The organism is Blautia pseudococcoides, from assembly GCF_001689125.2.
GTDB classification, from domain to species: domain Bacteria; phylum Bacillota; class Clostridia; order Lachnospirales; family Lachnospiraceae; genus Blautia; species Blautia pseudococcoides.
Map to the genome: position 1 here is coordinate 5,096,647 of NZ_CP015405.2, position 21,736 is coordinate 5,118,382.

The 21,736-nt window shown below is 43.0% G+C and carries 23 protein-coding genes and 1 pseudogene; 17 read left to right on the plus strand and 7 right to left on the minus strand.

The features are described 5' to 3' along the window. Positions 1 to 15 precede the first annotated feature (15 nt). The gene (gene trmL, locus A4V09_RS23905) at positions 16 to 519 is read left to right on the plus strand and encodes a tRNA (uridine(34)/cytosine(34)/5-carboxymethylaminomethyluridine(34)-2'-O)-methyltransferase TrmL (protein WP_065544536.1); all 504 of its coding nucleotides are present in this window, start codon (positions 16 to 18) and stop codon (positions 517 to 519) included. Between the two features lie 64 nt (positions 520 to 583). On the opposite strand, the gene A4V09_RS23910 is transcribed toward trmL, so the two are convergent. Genes A4V09_RS23910 through A4V09_RS23920 form a run of 3 tightly spaced genes read right to left on the minus strand, consistent with a single transcriptional unit; the run spans position 584 to position 5,102 of the window. Then, positions 584 to 2,005: a sensor histidine kinase gene (locus A4V09_RS23910; protein WP_065544537.1), complete on the minus strand. Its 1,422-nt coding sequence runs from the start codon at positions 2,003 to 2,005 to the stop codon at positions 584 to 586. Beyond that, the gene (locus A4V09_RS23915) at positions 2,002 to 2,706 is read right to left on the minus strand and encodes a response regulator (protein WP_018592951.1); all 705 of its coding nucleotides are present in this window, start codon (positions 2,704 to 2,706) and stop codon (positions 2,002 to 2,004) included. The genes A4V09_RS23910 and A4V09_RS23915 overlap by 4 nt, the downstream gene beginning before the upstream one ends. A gap of 17 nt (positions 2,707 to 2,723) precedes the next feature. After that, entirely contained in the window at positions 2,724 to 5,102 is a 2,379-nt protein-coding gene (locus A4V09_RS23920; protein WP_065544944.1) for an endonuclease MutS2, read from the minus strand. A 222-nt stretch (positions 5,103 to 5,324) separates the two neighbouring features. Between A4V09_RS23920 and A4V09_RS23925 the strand changes: the two genes are divergently transcribed. From A4V09_RS23925 to A4V09_RS23965, 9 genes are all read left to right on the plus strand, one after another. Continuing rightward, a complete protein-coding gene (locus tag A4V09_RS23925) occupies positions 5,325 to 6,668 on the plus strand; it encodes a S1C family serine protease (protein WP_171286238.1) in 1,344 nt (447 codons plus the stop codon). 75 nt (positions 6,669 to 6,743) lie between these two features. Further along, complete coding sequence (locus A4V09_RS23930; RefSeq protein WP_065544538.1) at positions 6,744 to 7,694, plus strand: 3'-5' exoribonuclease YhaM family protein; 951 nt, start codon at positions 6,744 to 6,746, stop codon at positions 7,692 to 7,694. 235 nt (positions 7,695 to 7,929) lie between these two features. Further along, positions 7,930 to 9,294, plus strand: coding sequence for a 23S rRNA (uracil(1939)-C(5))-methyltransferase RlmD (gene rlmD / locus A4V09_RS23935; protein ID WP_065544539.1), 1,365 nt, complete (start codon positions 7,930 to 7,932; stop codon positions 9,292 to 9,294). A 320-nt stretch (positions 9,295 to 9,614) separates the two neighbouring features. Continuing rightward, the gene (locus A4V09_RS23940; RefSeq protein ID WP_065544540.1) at positions 9,615 to 10,040 is read left to right on the plus strand and encodes a UPF0158 family protein; all 426 of its coding nucleotides are present in this window, start codon (positions 9,615 to 9,617) and stop codon (positions 10,038 to 10,040) included. Continuing rightward, positions 10,037 to 10,294: a GNAT family N-acetyltransferase gene (locus A4V09_RS23945; protein WP_242963901.1), complete on the plus strand. Its 258-nt coding sequence runs from the start codon at positions 10,037 to 10,039 to the stop codon at positions 10,292 to 10,294. The genes A4V09_RS23940 and A4V09_RS23945 overlap by 4 nt, the downstream gene beginning before the upstream one ends. Positions 10,295 to 10,485: 191 nt before the next feature. Then, the gene (locus A4V09_RS23950) at positions 10,486 to 10,923 is read left to right on the plus strand and encodes a GNAT family N-acetyltransferase (protein ID WP_065544541.1); all 438 of its coding nucleotides are present in this window, start codon (positions 10,486 to 10,488) and stop codon (positions 10,921 to 10,923) included. Between the two features lie 20 nt (positions 10,924 to 10,943). Beyond that, positions 10,944 to 11,507 carry a DUF3795 domain-containing protein gene (locus A4V09_RS23955; RefSeq protein ID WP_065544542.1) on the plus strand — a complete coding sequence of 188 codons (564 nt, stop codon included), beginning with the start codon at positions 10,944 to 10,946 and terminating at the stop codon, positions 11,505 to 11,507. A 122-nt stretch (positions 11,508 to 11,629) separates the two neighbouring features. After that, the gene (locus tag A4V09_RS23960) at positions 11,630 to 11,797 is read left to right on the plus strand and encodes an HTH domain-containing protein (RefSeq protein ID WP_084043763.1); all 168 of its coding nucleotides are present in this window, start codon (positions 11,630 to 11,632) and stop codon (positions 11,795 to 11,797) included. Beyond that, positions 11,794 to 12,027 carry a helix-turn-helix domain-containing protein gene (locus A4V09_RS23965; protein WP_065544543.1) on the plus strand — a complete coding sequence of 78 codons (234 nt, stop codon included), beginning with the start codon at positions 11,794 to 11,796 and terminating at the stop codon, positions 12,025 to 12,027. The genes A4V09_RS23960 and A4V09_RS23965 overlap by 4 nt, the downstream gene beginning before the upstream one ends. A gap of 11 nt (positions 12,028 to 12,038) precedes the next feature. Here the strand turns inward: A4V09_RS23965 and A4V09_RS23970 are convergent, their stop codons facing one another. Next, positions 12,039 to 12,284: a phage head closure protein gene (locus tag A4V09_RS23970; protein WP_065544544.1), complete on the minus strand. Its 246-nt coding sequence runs from the start codon at positions 12,282 to 12,284 to the stop codon at positions 12,039 to 12,041. Positions 12,285 to 12,348: 64 nt separating this feature from the next. Further along, positions 12,349 to 13,265 (minus strand): annotated as a pseudogene (locus A4V09_RS23975) (terminase TerL endonuclease subunit). Positions 13,266 to 13,339: 74 nt separating this feature from the next. Between A4V09_RS23975 and A4V09_RS23980 the strand changes: the two are divergent. The 5 genes from A4V09_RS23980 to A4V09_RS23995 all read left to right on the plus strand — a co-directional run bounded on the left by A4V09_RS23980 (position 13,340) and on the right by A4V09_RS23995 (position 18,553). Continuing rightward, positions 13,340 to 14,083, plus strand: coding sequence for a recombinase family protein (locus tag A4V09_RS23980; RefSeq protein ID WP_242963902.1), 744 nt, complete (start codon positions 13,340 to 13,342; stop codon positions 14,081 to 14,083). Further along, positions 14,053 to 14,187, plus strand: a complete 135-nt coding sequence (locus tag A4V09_RS25830; RefSeq protein WP_274537183.1) for a hypothetical protein — start codon at positions 14,053 to 14,055, stop codon at positions 14,185 to 14,187. The genes A4V09_RS23980 and A4V09_RS25830 overlap by 31 nt, the downstream gene beginning before the upstream one ends. A gap of 185 nt (positions 14,188 to 14,372) precedes the next feature. Continuing rightward, positions 14,373 to 15,128, plus strand: coding sequence for a type IV toxin-antitoxin system AbiEi family antitoxin domain-containing protein (locus tag A4V09_RS23985; protein WP_065544547.1), 756 nt, complete (start codon positions 14,373 to 14,375; stop codon positions 15,126 to 15,128). Position 15,129: 1 nt separating this feature from the next. After that, entirely contained in the window at positions 15,130 to 16,071 is a 942-nt protein-coding gene (locus A4V09_RS23990; RefSeq protein WP_242963903.1) for a nucleotidyl transferase AbiEii/AbiGii toxin family protein, read from the plus strand. 28 nt (positions 16,072 to 16,099) lie between these two features. Further along, the gene (locus tag A4V09_RS23995; RefSeq protein ID WP_242963904.1) at positions 16,100 to 18,553 is read left to right on the plus strand and encodes a DEAD/DEAH box helicase family protein; all 2,454 of its coding nucleotides are present in this window, start codon (positions 16,100 to 16,102) and stop codon (positions 18,551 to 18,553) included. A 304-nt stretch (positions 18,554 to 18,857) separates the two neighbouring features. Here the strand turns inward: A4V09_RS23995 and A4V09_RS26620 are convergent, their stop codons facing one another. Beyond that, positions 18,858 to 19,133: a tyrosine-type recombinase/integrase gene (locus A4V09_RS26620; protein ID WP_084043765.1), complete on the minus strand. Its 276-nt coding sequence runs from the start codon at positions 19,131 to 19,133 to the stop codon at positions 18,858 to 18,860. Positions 19,134 to 19,217: 84 nt separating this feature from the next. On the opposite strand from A4V09_RS26620, the gene A4V09_RS24770 reads away from it, so the two are divergent. Further along, on the plus strand, positions 19,218 to 19,376 hold the full coding sequence (locus A4V09_RS24770) for a hypothetical protein (protein ID WP_157123556.1): 159 nt from the start codon (positions 19,218 to 19,220) through the stop codon (positions 19,374 to 19,376). Positions 19,377 to 19,397: 21 nt separating this feature from the next. On the opposite strand, the gene A4V09_RS26935 is transcribed toward A4V09_RS24770, so the two are convergent. Beyond that, a complete protein-coding gene (locus tag A4V09_RS26935) occupies positions 19,398 to 19,532 on the minus strand; it encodes a TSCPD domain-containing protein (protein ID WP_330396478.1) in 135 nt (44 codons plus the stop codon). Positions 19,533 to 20,001: 469 nt separating this feature from the next. On the opposite strand from A4V09_RS26935, the gene A4V09_RS24010 reads away from it, so the two are divergent. Then, positions 20,002 to 21,666 (plus strand): peptide ABC transporter substrate-binding protein, encoded by a 1,665-nt coding sequence (locus A4V09_RS24010; protein ID WP_065544549.1) that lies wholly within the window; start codon positions 20,002 to 20,004, stop codon positions 21,664 to 21,666. The last annotated feature ends 70 nt before the right edge of the window (positions 21,667 to 21,736 follow it).

The window sequence follows — 21,736 nt, forward strand, 5'->3', positions numbered from 1 at the left end:
AGAGGCGAAACAATTATGGCAAAACTTAACATTGTACTTTTCGAGCCGGAGATTCCGGCAAATACAGGAAATATCGGGAGAACCTGTGTTGCCACAGGCACCAGGCTGCATTTGATCGAGCCTTTGGGGTTTATGCTGAATGAAAAGTCGATCAAACGCGCAGGAATGGACTACTGGAAGGACCTGGATGTGACCACCTACATGAATTATGAGGATTTCCTGGAGCGCAATCCGGGTGCCAAAATATACATGGCAACAACAAAAGGCCCTCAGACTTATGTGGATGTCCAGTATGAGGAGGACTGTTACATTATGTTCGGCAAAGAGAGTGCCGGGATTCCTGAGGAGATCCTTCTGGAAAACCAGGAGACAGCCATCCGTATCCCTATGATTGGAAATATCCGTTCTCTGAATCTGGCTAATTCCGTGGCTATCGTACTCTATGAGGCGCTGCGGCAGAACCATTTTGACCATATGCAGATGGAGGGACATCTGACGAAATACGACTGGAAACAATAGAAGGCATAAAAATAACAGGCAGCCCAAATCAGTATGATCCACTGTATTTGGCTGCCTGTTGTTTTTAGCTTTTGTTTTCGGTTCCTTTAGAAAGAGTGAAGATAAATTCCGTTCCCACGCCCTCTGTGCTTATGACATTGATATGCTGGTTATGGGAATTGATGATCTCTTTGACAATGGATAGTCCAAGTCCGGTGCCTTTTCTGTCCTTGCCTCTTGAGGGGTCGGTTTTGTAGAAGCGGTCCCAGATTTTCGGAAGGCTGCTTTTGGGGATACCACAGCCGGAGTCCTTTACAGAGACAAATACAGTCTCATGTTTGATAGTGGTTTCCACCTTGATGACGGAATCTGCGGGGCTGAATTTGATGGCATTGTCAATGAGGTTATAAAGGACCTGCTGGATCTTGCCCATGTCTGCGGAAACATACAGGGTCTGGCCTGTGAGCAGCAGTTCAACGGAAATGCGCTTTTCCCGGCAGGTGCCCTCAAAGGCGGCAGCAGTGGTCTTGATGGTATTGTTGATATCAAAGTTCGTATAGTCCAGCATCCTACCTTTTTCGTCCATGTCGTTCAGGGTGAGAAGACTCTGGGTCAGTTTGTAGAGGCGGTCTGTCTCGTACACCACAATGTTCAGATATTTGGTCTGGAGTTCTGGGGGGATAGTGCCGTCCAGGATGGCCTCCGTATAGCCTTTGATGGAAGTCAGAGGGGAGCGGAAGTCATGCGAAACATTGGAGACGAATTTCCGCTGGTATTCTCCTGTCTTGTCAAGCTCATCGGACATATAATTCAGAGTCAGGGCAAGATAGCCCATCTCATCCCTGGTGTATACCGGGATATTGTGTTTCAGGTTACCTGAGGCGAACTGGTCCGCTCCCGCAATGATTTTCTTCAGGGGACGATAGACCATGAAGGAGAATACAGCCAGCATCAAAAGCATGACCAGAAAAATGATCAGGATCAGAATGTAAATAATATTCATGACATCATTTTCCTGCTCCTGCAGAATGGACATGGGCAGATGCATGGCAACATAGCCCTGAATGGACATTTTCCAGGTGACAGGCACCATGACGCTGAGATGGTCCTCCTCAAACTGGCTGTAAAATCTGCCGATCTGATAATAGGAGCCGCTGGAATGTCCGGGGTTGAAATGCTCTATGATCTTTTTTTCCTCCGCGGAAAAATCATCGGAGGTATTCAGAAGGATTTCACCATTGGGACTGATGAGCCAGATCTCCGCGTCCTGATAGATGGACAGGGTTTTCAGATTCATGGCGACACTGTCCAGGGAGGCCTGTTCCTGATAATATTTGGAGGCTCTGTTTTCCGCTATGGAGGCAGCCTCCCGGTATAAATCTCCGCTGTAGACATCTTCCAGGTGGTTTTCCACCATGGAGGGGCCTATCATGGAAACCGCAAAGAATCCCATGAACCCCAGGATCAGGAAAAATGCCACGAACTTGATATAAAGCGATTTTTTCATCCGTTTTTGACCTCGAATTTATAGCCAATACCCCATACGGTGCTGATGGACCAGGCGGGGTGGTCCTTTATTTTTTCTCTCAGACGTTTGATATGTACGTCCACGGTTCTTGTGTCTCCGATATATTCATATCCCCAGATGTGGTCCAAAAGCTGTTCTCTTGTGAAGACCTGATTGGGGGAAGCAGCCAGAAAGTAGAGAAGCTCCAGTTCCTTTGGCGGCATATCCACCTGTTTTCCGTAGTACACAACAGAATAGTTGGTCAGATTGATGGCCAGATCTGGATATTCCACATATTTGCCGGAAGGCTGGTTTCCGGGAGCCACGGTGGGCTGGTAGCGGCGGAGAACGGCTTTCACCCTTGCCACCAGTTCCTTAGAGTCAAAAGGCTTGATCATATAATCATCCGCGCCCAGCTCCAGTCCCAGCACCTTGTCAAAAATCTCCCCTTTGGCGGAGAGCATGATGATGGGAACATTGGATTTGTGACGGATCTCCCTGCAGACCTGATAGCCGTCCATGCCCGGAAGCATTAAATCAAGCAGGATGAGGTTGGGGCCAAAGGAGGCGAAGGCCTTCAGAGCCTCCTCCCCGTCATTGACGATCATGGTGTCAAAGCATTCTTTGGTGAGGTACAGAGAGATAAGCTCTGCAATATTGTTGTCATCATCAACGATCAGTATTTTCTGTTTCGCAGCCATTATATACCCCCTATGGTTTATTTCTTGAATTCTACTATGGTGACTCCGGCATCCCCTTCGCCGAATTCAGCCAGATGATAGTCTTTTACATATTTCAGGCGTTTCAGGTAGTTGTGTATCCCCTTCCTCAGGGCACCTGTGCCTTTTCCGTGGACAACGCGGACGCTGTTTAAGTGCGCCAGATATGCGTCATCCAGATATTTGTCCAGCTCTGCCACAGCCTCGTCCACGGTTTTGCCCAGCAGATTGATTTCTGTGCTGACAGAGGCGGATTTGTTCATTTTTATCTTGCCGGCTCCTGTTTTGGAAAGTGCCGGGCCTGTGATGACCGGTTCATCCAGGAGCTGCAGGTCGGAAATGTGTACCTTGGAGCGCAGGATGCCCATTTGTACAAAGAGCATTCCTTTGGCATCGGGTTTGGAGCTTACGGTTCCTTTAATATTCATACTCAGTACCTTGACGGAGTCGCCCAAAGATAAATCCTGGGGGCGGAGTGTGGAGGTCTTCTTAGGAGGTGTTTTAAGGGCAACCTTTTTACCTGCGGAATCCATTTTTTTGCGCAGTTCGGAACGTCTCTGCTCCAGTTCTTTGGCGGAGAGGGTTTCTTTACCTGCCTTGTTGAAAACTTTCATGGTCTGGTCTGCGTACTCCTTGGCCTCCCGCAGTACACGGTGTGCTTCCTCGTTGGCCTGGGCAAGGATCCGCTCTTTTCGCTGTTCCAGTTTGTCCTGTTTTTCTTCAAGCTGTGCCTTCAGGGCTTTGATCTCTTCTTTGTAGGAAGCGATTTCCTCCCGTTCCGTTTCAATTGTTATGCGGCTCTGCTCCAGGCTGGTCAGCACATCTTCAAAGGATTCATCCTCCTGGCTGATCTGCTCTTTGGCACGGTCAATAATATGTTCCGGCAGTCCAAGTTTGCCGGAGATGGCGAAGGCATTACTCTTTCCGGGAACACCTATGAGCAGACGGTATGTGGGACGCAGGGTCTCCACGTCAAACTCACAGGATGCGTTCTCCACACCGGGGGTGGAGAGGGCATAAACCTTCAGCTCACTGTAATGGGTAGTTGCCATAACACGCACGCCCCGCTCATGCAGGGAGGAGAGGATGGCGATCGCCAGAGCAGCGCCCTCTGTAGGGTCTGTTCCGGCACCCAGCTCGTCAAAGAGCACCAGGGAATCTTTGTCTGCCTTCTCAATAAAGCGCACTACATTGGTCATGTGGGAGGAGAAGGTACTGAGGCTCTGTTCAATGCTCTGCTCATCTCCGATATCTGCGTAGACTTCCTTAAAAACGCTGAGGCGGGAGTTGTCAAAGGCTGGTATGTGAAGGCCTGACTGCCCCATCAGGGTCAAAAGCCCAACTGTTTTTAAGGATACGGTTTTACCGCCTGTGTTGGGGCCTGTGACTACCAGCAGATCAAAAGATTGGCCCAGGCGCACGTCGATGGGGACCACCTGGTGCTTTTCAATGAGCGGATGGCGGGCTTTTTTTATGTCTATGATCCCATCCCGGTTGAAGACGGGTTCTGAGGCGTTCTGGGATTTCGCCAGCAGGGCGCGGGCAAAGATGAAATCCAGTTCCACCATGATTTTCAGGTTGTCGCCGATAAGTTCCAGATTTTCGGCAGCTAATTCGCTTAAGTTTGACAGCACGATCTCTATTTCCTGCTGTTCCTTGATCTCCAGTTCCCGCAGGTCATTGTTTAATTTTACTACAGCCATTGGTTCTACAAAAATAGTGGAGCCGGTGGAGGACTGGTCATGGATCATACCAGGTACCTGGCCTTTGTGCTCTGCTTTTACAGGGATACAGTAGCGGCCATTCCGCATGGTGATCACCGCATCTTGCAAATAAGAGCGGGAGCCGCCGTTCACAATGGAAGTAAGCTGGCTGTGTATTTTGTCGTTGGCGTTTTTCATGGAGCGCCGCACCTGGCGGAGTCCCGGACTTGCGTCGTCGGCGATCTCCTCCTCGGAGAGGATACAGCGCCTTATCTCTGCAGACAGGGGAGTCAGGGGCTGAAGTACCTCAAACATGCTGTCCAGGGAGTCTGTGCGGTCATCCTCGTTTTCCTTTCTGGAGTATGCTTTTGCCCGGTTTGTATTTTCCAGCAGGGAGCAGACAGCCAGCAGTTCGCCGGCGCCCAGGGTACTTCCCACTTCCAGGCGCTTTAAGGAGCCGCGGACATCCTTTACCCCGCCGAAAGACAGGCTGCCTTTCTGATAGACCCGGGCCAGGGCATCTGCAGTTTCCTGCTGCATCACTTCTATTTTTCCGATTTCATCCAGCGGAGCCAATTCCCGGCACAGGGCCTTTCCCATGGAACATGTGGCAAAGCTCTCCAGTTGTTCTATGATTTTGTGATACTCAAGAGTTTTTAATGCTTTTTCATTCATAAATTTCACCTTTTTTAGTATATCATTGATATGTCCGGTTCTGTGATGGCATACTATGGCCATGATACAGATATTCTTATTCTAACGCAAAATTGCTGGAAAGGAAAGGTGCATTTTATGAGTAGGAGAAATAATTTTCTCCTTCTTCACAAATTGTTCATATCTGTCTGATAAAATAATTAAAAGTTATTGCATCTTTTACAGAGCGGCAGGAGATGTGTTATGGATGATGAAAAAAAAGAAGATTTAAGGCACGGGGATGAAAAGCAGGAACAGGACAGTATAACAGATAATTATGAGTTTCTGAAAGAGACAATCAAAGAGCGCCCTATTGATAAAAAAAAGCTGGCCAGGCACGCCGGCTTTCTTGCAGCCGGAGGGGTTCTTTTTGGCCTTGCGGCGGCGCTGACATTTGCCTATGTGGAACCTAAAATAGAGAAAAACATGCAGCGCAAAGAGGTTCCTTATGTAAATATTCCGGGGGACGAAGAGCCCGGGACCCAGGAGGAAACGTCTTCTGAGGACAACGGGCAGGCGGAGCAGCAGACGGGAGACAATACAGGGGAGGACAGTCAGGCAGCCCAGGCGGAGTCCAGGGAGATGACCCTGGATGATTACGAGAACATGTATACAGAGATCCTGAAACAGGCGGAAGAGCCTAAGAAAGCCATGGTGACGGTGATTGGCAGCAAAAAGGACGAGGACTGGTTTCAGACGCCTTATGAGAACCAGATATCAGGTCTGATCGTGGCGGATAACGGGCAGGAGATGTTTATACTCACAGAATACAGGATCGTGGAGAATGTGGACCGGATCCAAGTGGTATTTTGTGACGGAAGCATGGTGGATGCCAGATTCCAGAAAGCGGATAAAAATACAGGTTTCACCATCCTGAAGGTTCCTGTGTCCGATATCCCGGCGGAGACAAAGGAAAGGATCATAACCGCACCTCTCGGAAATTCCTACGGATTAAATCAGGGGGAACCTGTTATTGCAATTGGAAGCCCGATGGGGTATAGTGATTCTATAGCTTATGGGGTGGTGACTTCCACCGCCAATTCTGTGTCAAAAGTGGACGCGGAGTACGGTATCCTCACAACGGATATTGTGGGGAGCGGAGACGGAAGCGGTATTCTGGTGAATCTGAAGGGAGAGGTTGTGGGTGTCATAGCCCAGTCCTTTGCCAAGGCGGACACAAAAAATATCATTACCGGTTTGTCCATTTCCCAGACGAAGGATCTGATCGAAAATCTGTCCAACAATAAGGATATTATCTATATGGGCGTCACGGGCCAGACCATCACCACAGAGATCTCTGAGAAAAAAGGCATTCCCAAAGGCGTTTTTGTGGAAGGCGTGGAGGTGGATTCACCGGCAATGCAGGCGGATATCCGGAATGCGGATGTGATCGTGGAGGTCAACAAAGAAAAGGTGGAGACAGTCAAAGGCTATCAGCAGCAGCTTAAATCCTGCAAAGCCGGTTCTGTCATAGAAGTCAAGGCAATGCGCCAGGGAACAGAAGGCTATGTGGAGGTCACTTTTGAAGTGACTCTGGGGGCATTATAAAAAGAAAGGATTCTGTGTGAAACAGACACACAGAACCGGCGGCGGAGTGCATTTGACCGCGCCGGTGGTTGAAATATGAGATTTATCAATGAACTGCACGAAGGCGAAAAGTTAGCGGGGATTTATCTGTGCAAACACAAGCAGCCGGCAGTCACAAAAAACGGAAAACCCTACGAAAATGTGATTTTACAGGACAAGACAGGCACCATTGATGCTAAAATATGGGATCCTAATTCTCTTGGGATTGATGATTTCGGTACATTGGACTATGTGGATGTTGTTGGTGATGTTACCAGCTTCCAGGGCGCTCTGCAGGTGAGCATCAAACGTGCCCGCAAAGCATCGGAGGGAGAGTATGAACCGGGAAATTATCTTCCGGTCAGCGACAAAAGTGTGGAGGCCATGTATGGGGAACTCCTGAATTTTGTAAGCAAAGTGAAGAATATCTATCTCTCCCGTCTTCTGCACAGCTTTTTTGCCGAGGATGAGGCCTTTATCAAGTTATTTAAGGGGAACTCCGCCGCGAAGACTGTGCATCATGGATTTATCGGAGGACTTTTGGAGCACACGCTGAGTGTAGTGAAGCTCTGCAGTTATTACTGCAGTACATATCCGATTCTGAAGGAGGACCTGCTGATCGCAGCGGCAATGCTCCATGATATCGGCAAGACAAAAGAACTCAGCCCGTTTCCTATGAACGATTATACGGATGACGGACAGCTTTTGGGACATATTATGATGGGGGCGGAAATGATCCATGATAAAGCCCGCGAAATCCCGGGATTTCCGGAAAAACTGGAAAGTGAGCTGAAGCATTGTATACTGGCCCACCACGGAGAGCTGGAATACGGGTCACCCAAGAAGCCTGCCCTTGCTGAGGCCATGGCGTTGAATCTTGCGGACAATACGGATGCCAAGATGGAGACCCTGACGGAAATCTTCCGCGCAGCAGGAGATAGTAAGGAATGGCTGGGTTATAATCGGCTGTTTGAGTCAAATTTGAGAAAGACCGGATGTGAAGAGTAAGGGGAAGAGAATATTTTCTGACCTCGCGAGGCAGCCGGGCAGACTGTAACTATCTGCCCGGCAATCATTATAAGGGGAGCGGCAGAATGCCATTAGGCAGAAGCCACTCCCTTTTTGGGCCGGAGTGGGTTTGAAAATTGTTTTTGGCAAGAGGTGCGTTACACTATGTCGGAATAAAGATTCAGACATGCTTTGATACAGGCAGTGGAATGTATCCGGATGGAAGGAAGCAGAGATGGAATTTAAGAAGAATGATATTGTCACAGTAAAAATAGAAGATATGAGCCATGACGGTTCCGGAATCGGTAAAGCGGACGGGTATACGCTTTTTATTAAAGATGCGGTGATTGGGGATGAAGTGGAAGCAAAGATCATGAAGACAAAAAAGAATTATGGATTTGCCCGTCTCATGAATGTACTTGTCCCGTCCCCTGACCGGACAGAACCCAAATGTCCAAAGGCCAGAGCGTGCGGCGGATGCCAGCTTCAGTTTCTCAGCTATGAAAAACAGCTGGAGTTCAAGAAAAACAAGGTAGACGGAAATCTTCGCCATATCGGGGGATTTCAGGATTTTGCCATTGAAAAAGTAATGGGTATGGACGAGCCGTGGCGTTACAGAAATAAGGCGCAGTTTCCCTTTGGGAAAGATAAGGACGGTAAGATCGTCACAGGGTTTTATGCCGGCAGGACCCATGCCATTATTCCAAACAGGAATTGTTATCTGGGGGTAAAAGAAAATGAGGAGATACTGAATCGTATCATTGCATATATGGAAGAAAACCACGTGGAGCCGTACAATGAGGAGACAGGGAAAGGCCTTGTCCGTCATGCGCTGATCCGTTATGGTTTTACTACAAAAGAAATTATGGTATGTCTGATCATCAATGGGGAGCGCCTTCCGAAAAAGGAGCGGTTGGTCGAAAAGCTTACACAGGTTCAGGGGATGACAAGTATTACGGCGAATGTGAATAAAAAGCGGAGCAATGTGATCTTAGGGGATAAGATCATTCCGCTGTGGGGGCAGAAATATATCACGGATTATATCGGTAATGTAAAATATCAGATTTCCCCCCTTTCTTTTTACCAGGTCAATCCCGTGCAGACTGTGAAACTGTATGAGACGGCACTGGAATATGCAGGCCTTACGGGGAAAGAGACAGTTTGGGATCTGTACTGCGGTATTGGAACCATCTCTTTGTTTTTGGCGCAGAGAGCAAAGCAGGTGAATGGCGTTGAGATAGTACCTGCTGCTATAGAGGATGCCAAGAAGAATGCAGAGCTGAATGGGATAGAGAATGCGGCGTTTTATGTGGGCAAGGCAGAGGAAGTCCTGCCAAAGAAGTACAAAGAAGAAGGAATCTATGCCGATGTGATTGTGGTTGACCCACCCAGAAAAGGGTGCGATGAGGAACTGCTGTCAACTATGCTGGACATGAAACCGGAGAGGATCGTGTATGTGAGCTGCGATTCCTCTACACTGGCAAGGGATTTGAAGATCTTGTGCGGTGAGGGGTATGCGTTGGAGAGGGTGGCAGTTTGTGATATGTTTCCGGCTGGGGTGCATGTGGAAACCGCCGTGTTGCTGGTGCGGAAACCTTGATTCTAGGCGGGTTTGCGGGAGTATTTGGGGAAAATGGAGTTGTGTTTTTAAAGGAATAGAGATGGATAAGTTTCCATCTGGGTGGGGACGGGGATAACGCCGGATAGTTTGAAAATGAGGGTTTTGTCGGGTAAAAGATACAATCCGGCAAAACTCTTACTATTTGGCAAAAGTGGATACTATCCGGCAAAAGATATATTTCGTGGCAAAAATGAAAAATACTGAAACATTCTTCTGCTCATGTTATACTTATGGAATTAAATCGTAAAGAAATCAATTTAAGATGCCAGATTTTTAACAAAAGACAGGGGGCTTTAGGGATGAAAGTAAAATTAGGCGTCATTTTGGATGCGATTGAGATGGCTGATGATAACTATACATATTTTTTGGATTTAGAAACAGGAGAAAGTGTGTTCCTTGCAGATGAACTGATTACTGGTTTGGATAATGAGGGGTTGGAAGATGAAATTGAAGAAAACCCGGAACGCTATTTAAGGCTTCCTACGAAATTTGAGATTCACGAATACCATATCATGGAAGAATTTATCTGGACTTTAAAAGGTGAAAAGGCAGATAAACTGGAATGTGCCATACGAGGGCGTGGAGCGTTCAGGAGATTTAAGGATATGGTAGACAGAATGGGGATTTCACAGCAGTGGTATGATTTTCAGGCAGAGTATTACAGGAAACTGGCAACCCAGTGGTGTCGGGAGCAGGGGCTGGAGTATGAGGAGGAGAGCCTGTGAAGATTAGGTTTGCGGAAAAATCAGACATTGAAATTCTTTCTACATATGATAAACACATCAGGATAACGGAACTGGAATCTTCCGTATCGCTTGGTCGGGTAATCGTAGCAGAAGATAACGAAACACTTATAGGCTGGTTGCGATGGAATCTGTTCTGGGATAACACGCCGTTTATGAATATGCTGTTTATACTTGACCAGCATCGTAGTTGTGGCTATGGAAGAAAAATGGTTGCTTATTGGGAAAACAAATGAAGACTAAGGGGTATGATTTAGTCATGACATCTTCTTTGTCGAATGAAGCGGCACAGCATTTTTATCGTAAATTGAACTATATGGATTCAGGTGCAATCCTGTTGCCCGAAGAACCCCTGGAAATAATTTTTTAAAGAAGCTATAGGTTGAAGTTATTATTTTTATTCAAGATATGGAAGGCAGGTAGACCCATGATAAGGTATGTAACAAAGAACGATGAAGGTCAAATACTGTCCATGATGGAACTGGTAAAAGATGATTTTGCCGGGTATAAAGAAAAGGAATTTTTAGAAGCAGTATACAATGCTATCAGCAATGATGAAGCAATTATGGAAGAAAAAGACGGGAGAATAGCGGGATTGCTTATGTGCTCAAAGAAAGAAAAAGAGCTTTCTTTTCTTGCCGTACACCCTGAGTATCGAAAGAACAGTATTGCGAAAAGATTGATTGAGAAAATGACAGAGTGGTTTGCTGTGGGAGATATTATTTCTGTAGTTACATTTCGGGAGGGCGACCCGAAAGGGATACCTGCCAGAGCCTGTTATCATTCTTGTGGATTTGTGGATGATGAAAAATTGACTGTATTTGATTATCCTTGCCAGAAAATGATTCTCAAGATTTGCCATTAAAGTGATGGAGGAAGTTTATTTTGAAGGATTTTATAAGAGATAACCTCTGCTTCTCCCTTTGCGGCTTGAACTGCGGATTGTGTCCTATGAAGCTGGACGTACATTGTCCGGGCTGCGGAGGCGGAGAGGGAAACCAGTCCTGTAAAATAGCCAGGTGTAGTATCCAACATGGTAAGATAGAATACTGCAGTCAATGTCATGAGTTTCCGTGTGATAAATATGGGAGGGCAGATGAGTATGATATTTTTATCACACACAGGAATTGGAAGCAGGATTTTGAAAAAATGAAGGTTATGGGTATAGAAGCCTATAATTCCGATCAACTGCAGAAGCTGGAAATATGGAAGCTTCTGTTGGAAGGCTATAATGATGGCAGAAGAAAAAGCTTCTTTTGTCTGGCGGTCAATCTCCTGGATTTAGAAGATTTGAAAACTGTGGTAGGGCATCTTGTGGAAGAAAAACAGTTGGAAAGTTTTACGCTGAAAGAAAAGTCAGCTTTTGCGGTAAAGCAACTCCAGTCCATAGCAGAGCAGCGGGGCGTAGTGCTAAAATGGAATAAGAAACCCTCAAAAACGAAGAAATGACTCTTGTAAAATGCTGGTCTATCATTTAAACTATTCTTATCTGACATCACAGTTCTTAAATCACATTGTTCGGGAGCTCCCCGGTATATTTCATCCATACAAAACGCAAAGGAGAAATTAGTATGACATTTGGATTTATTGATTTTGCAAAAGAGGTATTAGAGGCTTCGGACAGGCCATTATCCTTAGAGGAGATGTGGGCGGCGGGATGTAAACGGGGGCTTGACGGGAAGCTGGGTTCCTCCGGAAAGACACCTGTCCGCACTGTGAAGGGAGATTATTTGCTATGATTGCGTTCTACAAGTTATGGGATAAAATGAACCGAATGGGTATTCGCAAGAAAGATTTAAAAGATAAAAAAATCATAAGTGCAGCCACAATCAATAAAATGAACAATAATGAAATTGTCACCACAGAAACATTAGATAAGCTCTGTGAATATCTCAAGTGTCAGCCAGATGAAATTCTGGAATACATTCCAAATACCCCAGCAGAGGAAACTTCACCTAATGAAGAATAGGCACAGCCAAATCACGGCTGCGCCTTACCATAAAGTGTCAAATCTTCTTTATAGCCCTCAAATACATCAACCCGTGTAATATCGTATAAAATACCTTTATACCTTATAACTTGGGTTGTCTTTATGTCTGTCCGGTAACTAATTTGAAACAGTACGTTTTCATTTGTTTTAGTGGAAATTCCCGTCACAACTTCCTGCCCGGACAGTTGACGGAAATAAGCCCATACAACGGCAACGGGCACAAGAGTTTTAATCATGTTTCCTTTTTGTCTTTCGTATATTGGTACTCACAGATTTCTATTTTCTTATCTTTTAATTTCATCATATCGCCCCCGTATATTCGCTGTAATGCTCATAAAGTCCAACGTAACAATCAAGCAGTGCCGCCGCACCGTCAATGCGCTGTTTTGGTGACTGATTTTTTACAGGTACAATATTTCCGTTCCGGTCAGTCTGTACGCCTGTATTCGTCAAGCACCATTTCAAAATAGGATTATTATTATAATTGACTTTGTGCGCTTTTAGGTCTGCGCCTAACATCTGCATAGGCAGAGAAAGCGTTTTTGCGCCCTGTATACAGCGCACCATGTTAAAACCCTGCATTTGCATTTCTTCCACAAAATAACGGGCACTGTAGCTGTCATAATAAATCCACGCCGGAAAAAGTTCATACTGCTGAACCATTTCAACAAACCATGCGGTAACATCCCCATAGTTAATAGAATTACCGTTGCACAGTCGCAACAAGCCCCGCTCAAACCATTTATCATAGGGTGTTTTATCTTGTTGTACACGCTCCTGTAAGTTATCAGAGGGCAGCCAGTACATTTGCCGGATATATTTCTTGTCACTGTTCCGGTGCATGAACAGCAGGCTTGCACAAGTCAAATCGGTTGTAATGGACAGGTCAGCACCGCCGATACAGTATGCTCCTTTAAAATCAGCCAGGTCAAAGCATTCCGTATTGTTGATAGCGTCAAAAGACAGCCATGCCGTTTTACCGTTTCCCGAATATTAAATTCCTTGCACAGAACCCCGCTTAATTCGTTCGGATTCTGCTTTGCCCGTTCAACCTTGATTTGCAGGTCATCCAGTTTTTTAATACGCCCTAATGACGGATTGGCTTTATACCATGCGGCGGGATCCGTCCACTCATCCCGCTTGTCAAGTTCATATAGAACGGGCAAAAAGGTATCGTCAGATATAACGCCGTCTGCAACACCGCAAGCGTGGTTCACAGGACGAGAGTCGGAATATTTCAGAAAACAGCACCTGGGGGATCCGCAAGCGGTTTGAGATTGGGCAGCATAAGATGAGTACCAAGAGGTTCCTTGGTTATGATGCAGATGAGAATGGAAAACTGGTTGTAAATAAACAGCAGGCGAAGATTGTGAAGCGGATTTTTATGGAGTTCCTCTGGGGGAAGACTACCGATTATATTAAACGAATTTTGGGGAGGGAGGGTGTGATAAATTGGGATGGCGGAACAAAATGGCAGTCCACGACAATTGGCAGTATGCTGGAGAATGAAAAGTATAAAGGGGACACGCTCTTGCAGAAAAGCTACACGGTGGACTTTCTGACGAAGAAGCGGGTGCAGAATGAGGGGGAAATCCAGCAGTATTATATTGAGGATGACCATGAGGCGATTATTGATCCTTGGATTTGGGAATGTGTGCAGTTGGAGATGAAGAGAAGGGAGCGGTATCTGGAGGAGCATAATATTACTCGATTTTCCCAAAATACGGAGGCGAATCCACTTTCCAGCAAGATTATCTGTGGGGAATGTAACAGGGCTTTTGCGAGGAAGGGATGGCGGACGCCAAGCGGAGACCGGAAAGTGTGGCAGTGCAGTGAACGGTATAAGGTGAAAGGTGTGCTGGGATGTGGAAATCGGCATATTTATGAGGAAACATTGATTGAGATTTACCTGATTGCTTGGAACAGACTGTTGGAGTGTAGGGATATGCTGGTGTCGGATTGGAAGGAGAAGATTTGCTGGCAAGATTTCGGGCGATGGATTTTATGGAGATTACTAAGGATACACAGCCGATAAAGGAGCTGGATATTGATTTGATGCTTCGGACGGTGGATTATATTAAGGTGTATGAGAATGGAACGGTTGTGACAGTGTTCTTGGATGGGACGGAAATTGAATGAGAAAGTAACTAATAGTTATTTTGTTATTTAAATATTGAAAATGGACAACACATACATTTTATATCTGTTTAAAAAGTTAATGTATTTGTGGAATAATCCACAAATAAAAAGAAGTTTTAAAATAGGCACGAACAAGTTGATATATCCACTTAATTATGCTAAAATTAAAACGAGGTGAATTTCACATGAAATATTATGAACAGTTAATGGAACAGAGAGTTTTTGACTATAAGGATTTATCGGAAATTATAAGCGAGAATCAAAATACTATATCTTCATTGCTAAGGGATTACATTCGCAAGCACTATATTGAACAGATTAGAAAAGGACTTTACGTTGTGGTTAGCATGGAAACAGGTGCTCCGGCAGCAAATAGGTTTGAGATAGGAAGTCATATTTTAGAAGGTGGGTATATTTCCCACCATAGTGCGTTTGAGTATTTTGGACTTACAAATCAAATGATGTTTACTGTACAGGTGTCTGGAAAAGGGCGTTTTCGACCATTTTCTTTTGATGGATATGAATATCAGTCTTTTCGTGAGCGGATTAAAGAGGGAGTTCTTCAGAAAGAAAATGGAATTAGAGTGACTGATGTGGAGCGAACGGTATTAGATTCTATCAATGATTTAGAAAAGGTTGGGGGCCTGGCAGAATTGTGCCAATGCCTACAGATGATACCGTTTCTTGATGAGGAAAAGTTGTTGTGGTATATGGAACAATATGGGAAACAGTTTTTGTATCAGAAAGCAGGGTTTCTATTGGAGCACTTAAAGACCGATTTAAAGCTATCGGATTGCTTTTTTAATAAATGCCGTGAATACATGGGAAAGAGCAAACGTTATTTTTCAGATACAATGGATCGTAAAGTGCTCAGGTATTCCCCTTCTTGGCAGCTATATGTTCCCAAGGACTTTATGCGTATGGCAGAATTGGAGGAATAAATTGCAACTAACGAGAAAAGAATTAAACAAAATTGCAAGGGAACAGGGTTTTGTCCGTGATACCTTAGAGAAGGTATACCGATTGCAGGATATTCTTGTATTTATGAATTCACATCCTCTTATGAAAGAACGTTTGGCATTAAAAGGAGGCACAGCAATCAACCTGACTGTGTTTAACTTGCCAAGGTTGTCAGTGGATATTGATTTAGATTATTCTGTAGACATAGACAGGGAAGGGATGCTTGAAGAGAGAAAAATAATCGCACAAGACTTAGAAAAATATATGTTTTCACAGAGATATGAACAAAGTCCTAAATCAAAGAGCAGACATTCTCTAGAAAGTTATATTTATGTATACACAAATACAGCCGGAGTTCGTGATAACATAAAGATAGAAATAAATTATTCTATGAGGACTCATGTCTTGCCGTTGGTACAAAGGGAAGTTGTTACGAATGGAATTTTAGAAAAAAACAGAATTCTAGCAGTTGCCGGAATAGAGTTATTTGGCAGTAAAATCAAAGCGTTGTTGGACAGAGCTGCAGCAAGAGATTTGTATGATGTTAGCAATATGATTAAATATGGTTTGTTTGATAATGGAGAGACAGACTTGTTAAGAAAATGTACTCTATTTTATATGGCAGTGGGGAATGACGAAGTTCCAGAAATGATAGACATAGATAAGATTGATGATATTACTTTTCGTAAAATACATACAGATTTGCTTCCTGTGAAGCGTTTAAATGAAGAATTTAATCTTATTAATGTTAAAAAAATTGTAAAAGAATATCTAACAGATTTAATGCAACTGACTGCAACTGAAAAAGAATTTTTGAAGGAATTTAGGCAAAAACACTATAGACCGGAACTATTGTTTGAGGATAAAGAAATAGTGAGGAGATTGGAAAATCATCCAATGGCCTTATGGAAAATGCAGCAATAGTTTATGTGATAGTTGTTAAAAACATATTTTGGATTTAGAAAAATGGGATGAATATTTAGATTTGCTTTGTGGTGAAAGGACTTATCAGAAAGAAGCAATAAAAGCAGCAATAATTTATTTGGCATCTGGTGAGTATTCATCAATTAACCAATTAGCTAAAGAAAACTATAGGAATAATATCGACTTACAAGATAAGTATAAATCAGAAAAAGAACTTTTGAAAAGTTTGCAGCTACCAGGTAAACTTTCAGGAGTTATAGATTTAGCTACCGGAACAGGGAAAAGCTATATAATGTATGGAATTGCTCAGATGATGTTAGCCTTGAATGTAGTTAAAAGGGTTTTAATATTATGCCCATCTGTGACCATAGAACAAGAACTTAAAAAAAAGTTTAATGAATTAGTAAAAGATAGCAGGCTTAGATCTAGCATACCAACAGAGTTGATAGGGTGTAAGGCTCCTAGAATCATAGATGCAAGTTCAACAATTAAGCCTGGAGATATATGTATAGAAAATATACATGCCGTATATGATAATACAGGTTCTTCAATACATGATAGCTTTGCTTCTGGGGGTGAGGATACTTTAGTTTTAAATGATGAAGTACATCATGCATACAATGCATCAAGTGATAAGGATATTAAAAAATGGAAACAATTTCTTTGTGGAGACAAGAACTTTCGCTATATTTTGGGATTTACAGGAACGGCTTACATAAACAATGAGTATTTTTCAGATGTTATCTATAGATTTTCGCTGAGAAATGCAATGGATGCTGGATTTGTTAAGCTAGTCGAATATGTCTCACGAGATGAAAGTATTAATCAAAATGAAAAATTCCAGAAGATATATGATAACCATAAGGAATTTCAGCGTAAATACCGAAAGATTAAACCACTTACTATTGTAGTATCTAAAGACATAAAATCATCCGAAAATTTATCCGAAGATTTCATTGATTTTCTTTGTTCAGTAGAAGGAATAGAAAAAGATGATGCTTGTAAAAAGGTGTTAGTAGTTACCTCGGCGGTAAGGCATAAAAAAAACATAATTGCACTTAGAACGATAGATGACGCAGATAATTATGCTGAATGGATTTTTTCTGTTTCTATGCTTACTGAAGGCTGGGATGTTAAAAATGTTTTTCAAATTGTTCCGTGGGAGGACAGGGCATTTAATTCAAAGTTGCTTATTGCACAAGTGTTGGGTCGAGGGCTGAGAATACCAAACGGTATTGGAGCACAGCCTAAAGTAAGAGTTTTTAACCATGCAAGTTGGAGTAAGAATATACAATTATTAGTGGATGAAATTCTAGAAACTGAATTAACATTAACAAGCCATATACTGACACAAGGTGAAAGAAGCAAATATAATTTTAACCTTTATACATTAGATTATTCTAAAGAAGAACGTACAGTAGCAAAACATAATAAAACGCAGGAGGTCTTTGATTTAACTAAAGGTATAAAATTAATTTCTGATCTTGAAGAAGAAAAAAAAGAAACTGAATATGAGGATATTAAGGGAAATTTGCAAATTAAAGTTACCAACATTCAAAAGGAAACCATATCAGTAAATGAAGTTGTTAATAAAATAGTTGAAAGTTTTAAAGGAAGAGCACTTGAAGCCAAGTTGGTTTTTCCAAGTGGTGAATATGAACAAGAAAAATTACCCTCAATAAATGATATTCAAGAATTTATAAGAAAATCAATGCAAGATTGTGGGATACAAGGAGAGTATCTTACACAAGAAAATGCAAATAAAATTTATGGAAAATTTACAGGACTGTTACGAAAAAAACCATCAACACCGATTTTTACTAAAAAGGTAGATAATATTATTGAAATTGAAACTAAGTCCATGAGAAATGAGACGGCTAGATTTAGTGTACTCAAAAAATATATGACTTTATTTTTGGCAAATACATATAGAAATGAAATGGACAAAGAAGAAGCAGAAATGTACGAAAATGCTAAAGAAGAAATGATAGGAAGACAGATAAGAGAAGTTAGTAAATATAATATAAAAACGCCTGTTAATATGGTTTTTACAACGCTTGAACCTGAAAAGAGATTTGTTCAGTTACTCACTGACAATGATTTGTCAAAACATATTGATGCCTGGATTAAAGCTAGAGATGTTGGATTCTATAGCATAGATTATCAGAAAAACAAAGGTAGTAAATTTCAGAGTTTTAATCCTGATTTTTTTATAAAAGTGAAAGATAATATTATTGTTGTAGAAACAAAAGCGGACAACGACATAAGTGATGAAAACCGTGCAAAATATAAAGCGGCGAAAAGGCATTTTGAATTGTTGAATTTGGAGTTATCAAAGAAAAACATTAATCAAAAATACTATTTTTGTTTTCTAAGTCCAGCCGACTACAAAACGTTTGAGCAATATGTAATTGATGGGCGCATGTTTACTTCTAACTTTAGAAGTAAATTAGAAGATGCTTTAGAAAAAATGGAAGATTAGTAGGAACTATTTATAGAACTTAGCAATTTTTTATAATCAGTTTGCGTTTTGTCGTGTGTATTTTGAAAAATAGGGGTGAAAAACCTCTGAAAGGGGTAAACCAGAGGAAAAGGGTAATCCGTGGCAAAACCAAGTAATATTAGGGGCGATACTTTTGCCATGTAGTATAAAAGATAACTTTCACCGCATGTCGAAACCGTTGTTCAATTATGCCGTAAGTACAAGGAGTAAGACCTTATAACAAGAACCACAAGGAGGTATTTGCCTACCATTTGTCAACGCTTTTCCAAGTGGTAGGCACAGACTACCTTGTAGCTTCTGTAAATATACTTACAGCATTGTCCTTCATCTTTTGAGTATTGAATACATATGGTTCAAAAGTTGTCTTAAAGTTTTTATGCCCCAAACGTTCCATAACTGTTTTAGGACTAGCACCATTCTCAGTAAGTATGGTACCGTGTGTATGTCGCAAGCTGTGACTATGAAAATAAGGGATACCATGGTCATTGTGAATGACGCAAGCACAATATTTAAAAGAGTCTGGGGTGGCCGGATCCTGTATGATCGAACTATCAGCCATTAAGTATGTCTGGGATTCTGACACCTTCGCATGGATTAGGGCGGAACACAGAAAGCGATAGAGGCAGAACTGAAAAAGCCAAAAGTGGCTTTTTTTTATGTTTACAATGCGGAACAGGTGCAGGATTATCGGGAACTGGAAAAAAATGCTCTGGATACAGACCTAACAAAACTGGCAGATGACCTGATCAGGAGCAGTGAATGCCCGGTATATGAGCTTGCACAGGCCATGCGTCACGTCTGAACCGGACCTTTGGAATGCACTTTAGTGATCCGGGCAGGATGTGCCGCGTCCGCAGTCGGTCCCTTTCAGGCGTTCGATGACCTCGTCAACCTTCATTCCCTTTACAAGGCTGGCAATTCCCTTTGTATTGCTGTTACATCCCCTGTTGAATTTCACAGATTGCGATTGTATCTCCGTCCAGCTCGATTTCGATGGAACGTGAACAGATGCCTCTTGTCTTATATACAGTTATGATATATTACTCCATTCGTATTATCTGCGGATGATCATAGCAGATATGGGTGGAAAATGAAAATAAGATATTTTGCGGAGGAATCTGCACAGAGACGAAGCCGTATGAAAACTTAAAACAGGATGAAACAATAAAAACAAAATCCTATAAACTTACTATTATATAAAAAAATTAATAATATAGACAATTTTTACAGTTTTATCCTGTAAAAATCGTAGTTGTAAGGAAAAATAGCTATAAGAATACGAGGAAACAATACAAAACAGAACAAAACAATTGACAAAGCGACAAACACCTGATATACTTCATTTAGATAAAGGAACGGTGCGGAAAATCAATATTTTCAGCAAAAACCTAAAGCTATTTAACAAAACCAGAAAGGAAGTAGTGCAAATGAAAAAGAAAGGTGTTATGGCAGCATTGTTGGCATTGACCCTGGCAGTAGTTCCTATTACAGGATGCGGAGCCGGATTTACAGGAGATGACAACAGCAAGACAGAATCAACAGAAAAAGGCGGAGAGGCATCAGGAGAAAAAGAAACCTCCGGCGAAGTCTTAAGCGTAGCGACCAATGCCGAGGTAAAGACACTGGTTCAATGGGCAGCCTCAGAAGAAAGTGCATTCACGGTAAACAATCAGGTACAGGAAGGTCTCTTCCGTATGGATGCAGACAACAAACCTCAGCCAGCACTTTGTGATACCTATGAAGTATCAGATGACAAACTCGTCTATACCTTCCATTTAAGAGACGGTATACAGTGGAGCAATGGGGAAAGTATTACAGCAAATGATTTTGTATTTGCATGGCTGAAACAGATGGGCACAGAAGCAACGAATGGATACAGCTTCATCATGAATGACTACATCGTAAATGCACAGGAATACAGCGAAGGCACTGCAAAAGCAGAGGATGTAGGCGCAAAAGCGGTAGATGACCAGACTTTTGAGGTAACCCTAAAAAGCCCGACACCATACTTCATCAACCTGACTACAATGGTTATGTTCTTCCCTGTAAATGAAAAATTCTATACAGAACAGGGCGATAAATACGCACTGGCACCGGAGAATATGCTGTACAGCGGACCTTACACAATCACAGAATATGACCCGTCCGTAGGCGTAACTCTGGCAAAGAATGATAAATACTGGGACAAAGACAATGTTCAGATAGCAGATGCAAAAATACGTGTAGTAAAAGATGCAGCGGCAGCCCTGAGCGCCTACCAGGCAGGAGAACTGTCACAGGTACAGCTTGATTCCTCTAACGTTACTGCAAACCAGGATAACCCGGAATTTGGAAATGAAATCGACTTCAGAACTACATACATCCAGTTCAACCTGACAGACCCGGTAGTGGGAAATGTAAACATGCGCAAAGCAATCGCCATGGCAATTGACAGGACAGCCCTTACAAAGAACATCCTTGCAGACGGTTCCGCACCTGGAACAGGCCTTATCGCAGACGGCATGGCGGGAGACGGAACAAAGACCTTCCGTGAACTGAACGGAGAGGTTACCTCATTTGATCCTGCAAAAGCAAAAGAATACTATGACAAAGCAGCAGAAGAACTGGGAAGCGCACCTTCAGAAGTGACAATGCTCGTTGCAGATGATTCTGTAACAAAAGCAGTAGCAACCTTCCTTCAGAGCGAACTGGAGAAAAATCTGGGACTTAAGATGGTGATCGATACTAAAACGGCTCAGGGTCGTGGAGAACTGATGGACGCCAACAATTACCAGATGGGCCTCACAGCATGGGGCGCAGACTATGACGACGCTATGACATACCTTGACTTGTGGACAAACGGCACACCATACAGAGGAAACTATGCAGATGATACCTACAATAGCCTGATCGCAGATGCAAAATCACAGACGGATGATACAGCCCGCCTTCAGGATATGCTTCAGGCTGAGAAGAAACTGGTAGAAGAAGACGTTGTAGTTTCACCCGTTTATCACAGGGGTTCGGCAACGCTGACAAAATCAAATGTTCAGAATCTTATCACACACCCGATTGGTGTTCCAATTGAATTAAAATATGCTTCTTTTAAATAAATAATAAGAAATCATAAAGGGTAAGTGACGAAGGGGCCGCATACAGGAGTGAATAGTTATGACACCTGTA

Bases quoted from the DNA above. Each gene is read 5' to 3' on its own strand.
- trmL (WP_065544536.1), top strand. From the start codon at position 16: ATGGCAAAACTTAACATTGTACTTTTCGAGCCGGAGATTCCGGCAAAT.
- A4V09_RS23910 (WP_065544537.1), bottom strand. From the start codon at position 2,005: ATGAAAAAATCGCTTTATATCAAGTTCGTGGCATTTTTCCTGATCCTG.
- A4V09_RS23915 (WP_018592951.1), bottom strand. From the start codon at position 2,706: ATGGCTGCGAAACAGAAAATACTGATCGTTGATGATGACAACAATATT.
- A4V09_RS23920 (WP_065544944.1), bottom strand. From the start codon at position 5,102: ATGAATGAAAAAGCATTAAAAACTCTTGAGTATCACAAAATCATAGAA.
- A4V09_RS23925 (WP_171286238.1), top strand. From the start codon at position 5,325: ATGGATGATGAAAAAAAAGAAGATTTAAGGCACGGGGATGAAAAGCAG.
- A4V09_RS23930 (WP_065544538.1), top strand. From the start codon at position 6,744: ATGAGATTTATCAATGAACTGCACGAAGGCGAAAAGTTAGCGGGGATT.
- rlmD (WP_065544539.1), top strand. From the start codon at position 7,930: ATGGAATTTAAGAAGAATGATATTGTCACAGTAAAAATAGAAGATATG.
- A4V09_RS23940 (WP_065544540.1), top strand. From the start codon at position 9,615: ATGAAAGTAAAATTAGGCGTCATTTTGGATGCGATTGAGATGGCTGAT.
- A4V09_RS23950 (WP_065544541.1), top strand. From the start codon at position 10,486: ATGATAAGGTATGTAACAAAGAACGATGAAGGTCAAATACTGTCCATG.
- A4V09_RS23960 (WP_084043763.1), top strand. From the start codon at position 11,630: ATGACATTTGGATTTATTGATTTTGCAAAAGAGGTATTAGAGGCTTCG.
- A4V09_RS23965 (WP_065544543.1), top strand. From the start codon at position 11,794: ATGATTGCGTTCTACAAGTTATGGGATAAAATGAACCGAATGGGTATT.
- A4V09_RS23970 (WP_065544544.1), bottom strand. From the start codon at position 12,284: ATGATTAAAACTCTTGTGCCCGTTGCCGTTGTATGGGCTTATTTCCGT.
- A4V09_RS23980 (WP_242963902.1), top strand. From the start codon at position 13,340: ATGAGTACCAAGAGGTTCCTTGGTTATGATGCAGATGAGAATGGAAAA.
- A4V09_RS25830 (WP_274537183.1), top strand. From the start codon at position 14,053: ATGGAGATTACTAAGGATACACAGCCGATAAAGGAGCTGGATATTGAT.
- A4V09_RS23985 (WP_065544547.1), top strand. From the start codon at position 14,373: ATGAAATATTATGAACAGTTAATGGAACAGAGAGTTTTTGACTATAAG.
- A4V09_RS26620 (WP_084043765.1), bottom strand. From the start codon at position 19,133: ATGGCTGATAGTTCGATCATACAGGATCCGGCCACCCCAGACTCTTTT.
- A4V09_RS24010 (WP_065544549.1), top strand. From the start codon at position 20,002: ATGAAAAAGAAAGGTGTTATGGCAGCATTGTTGGCATTGACCCTGGCA.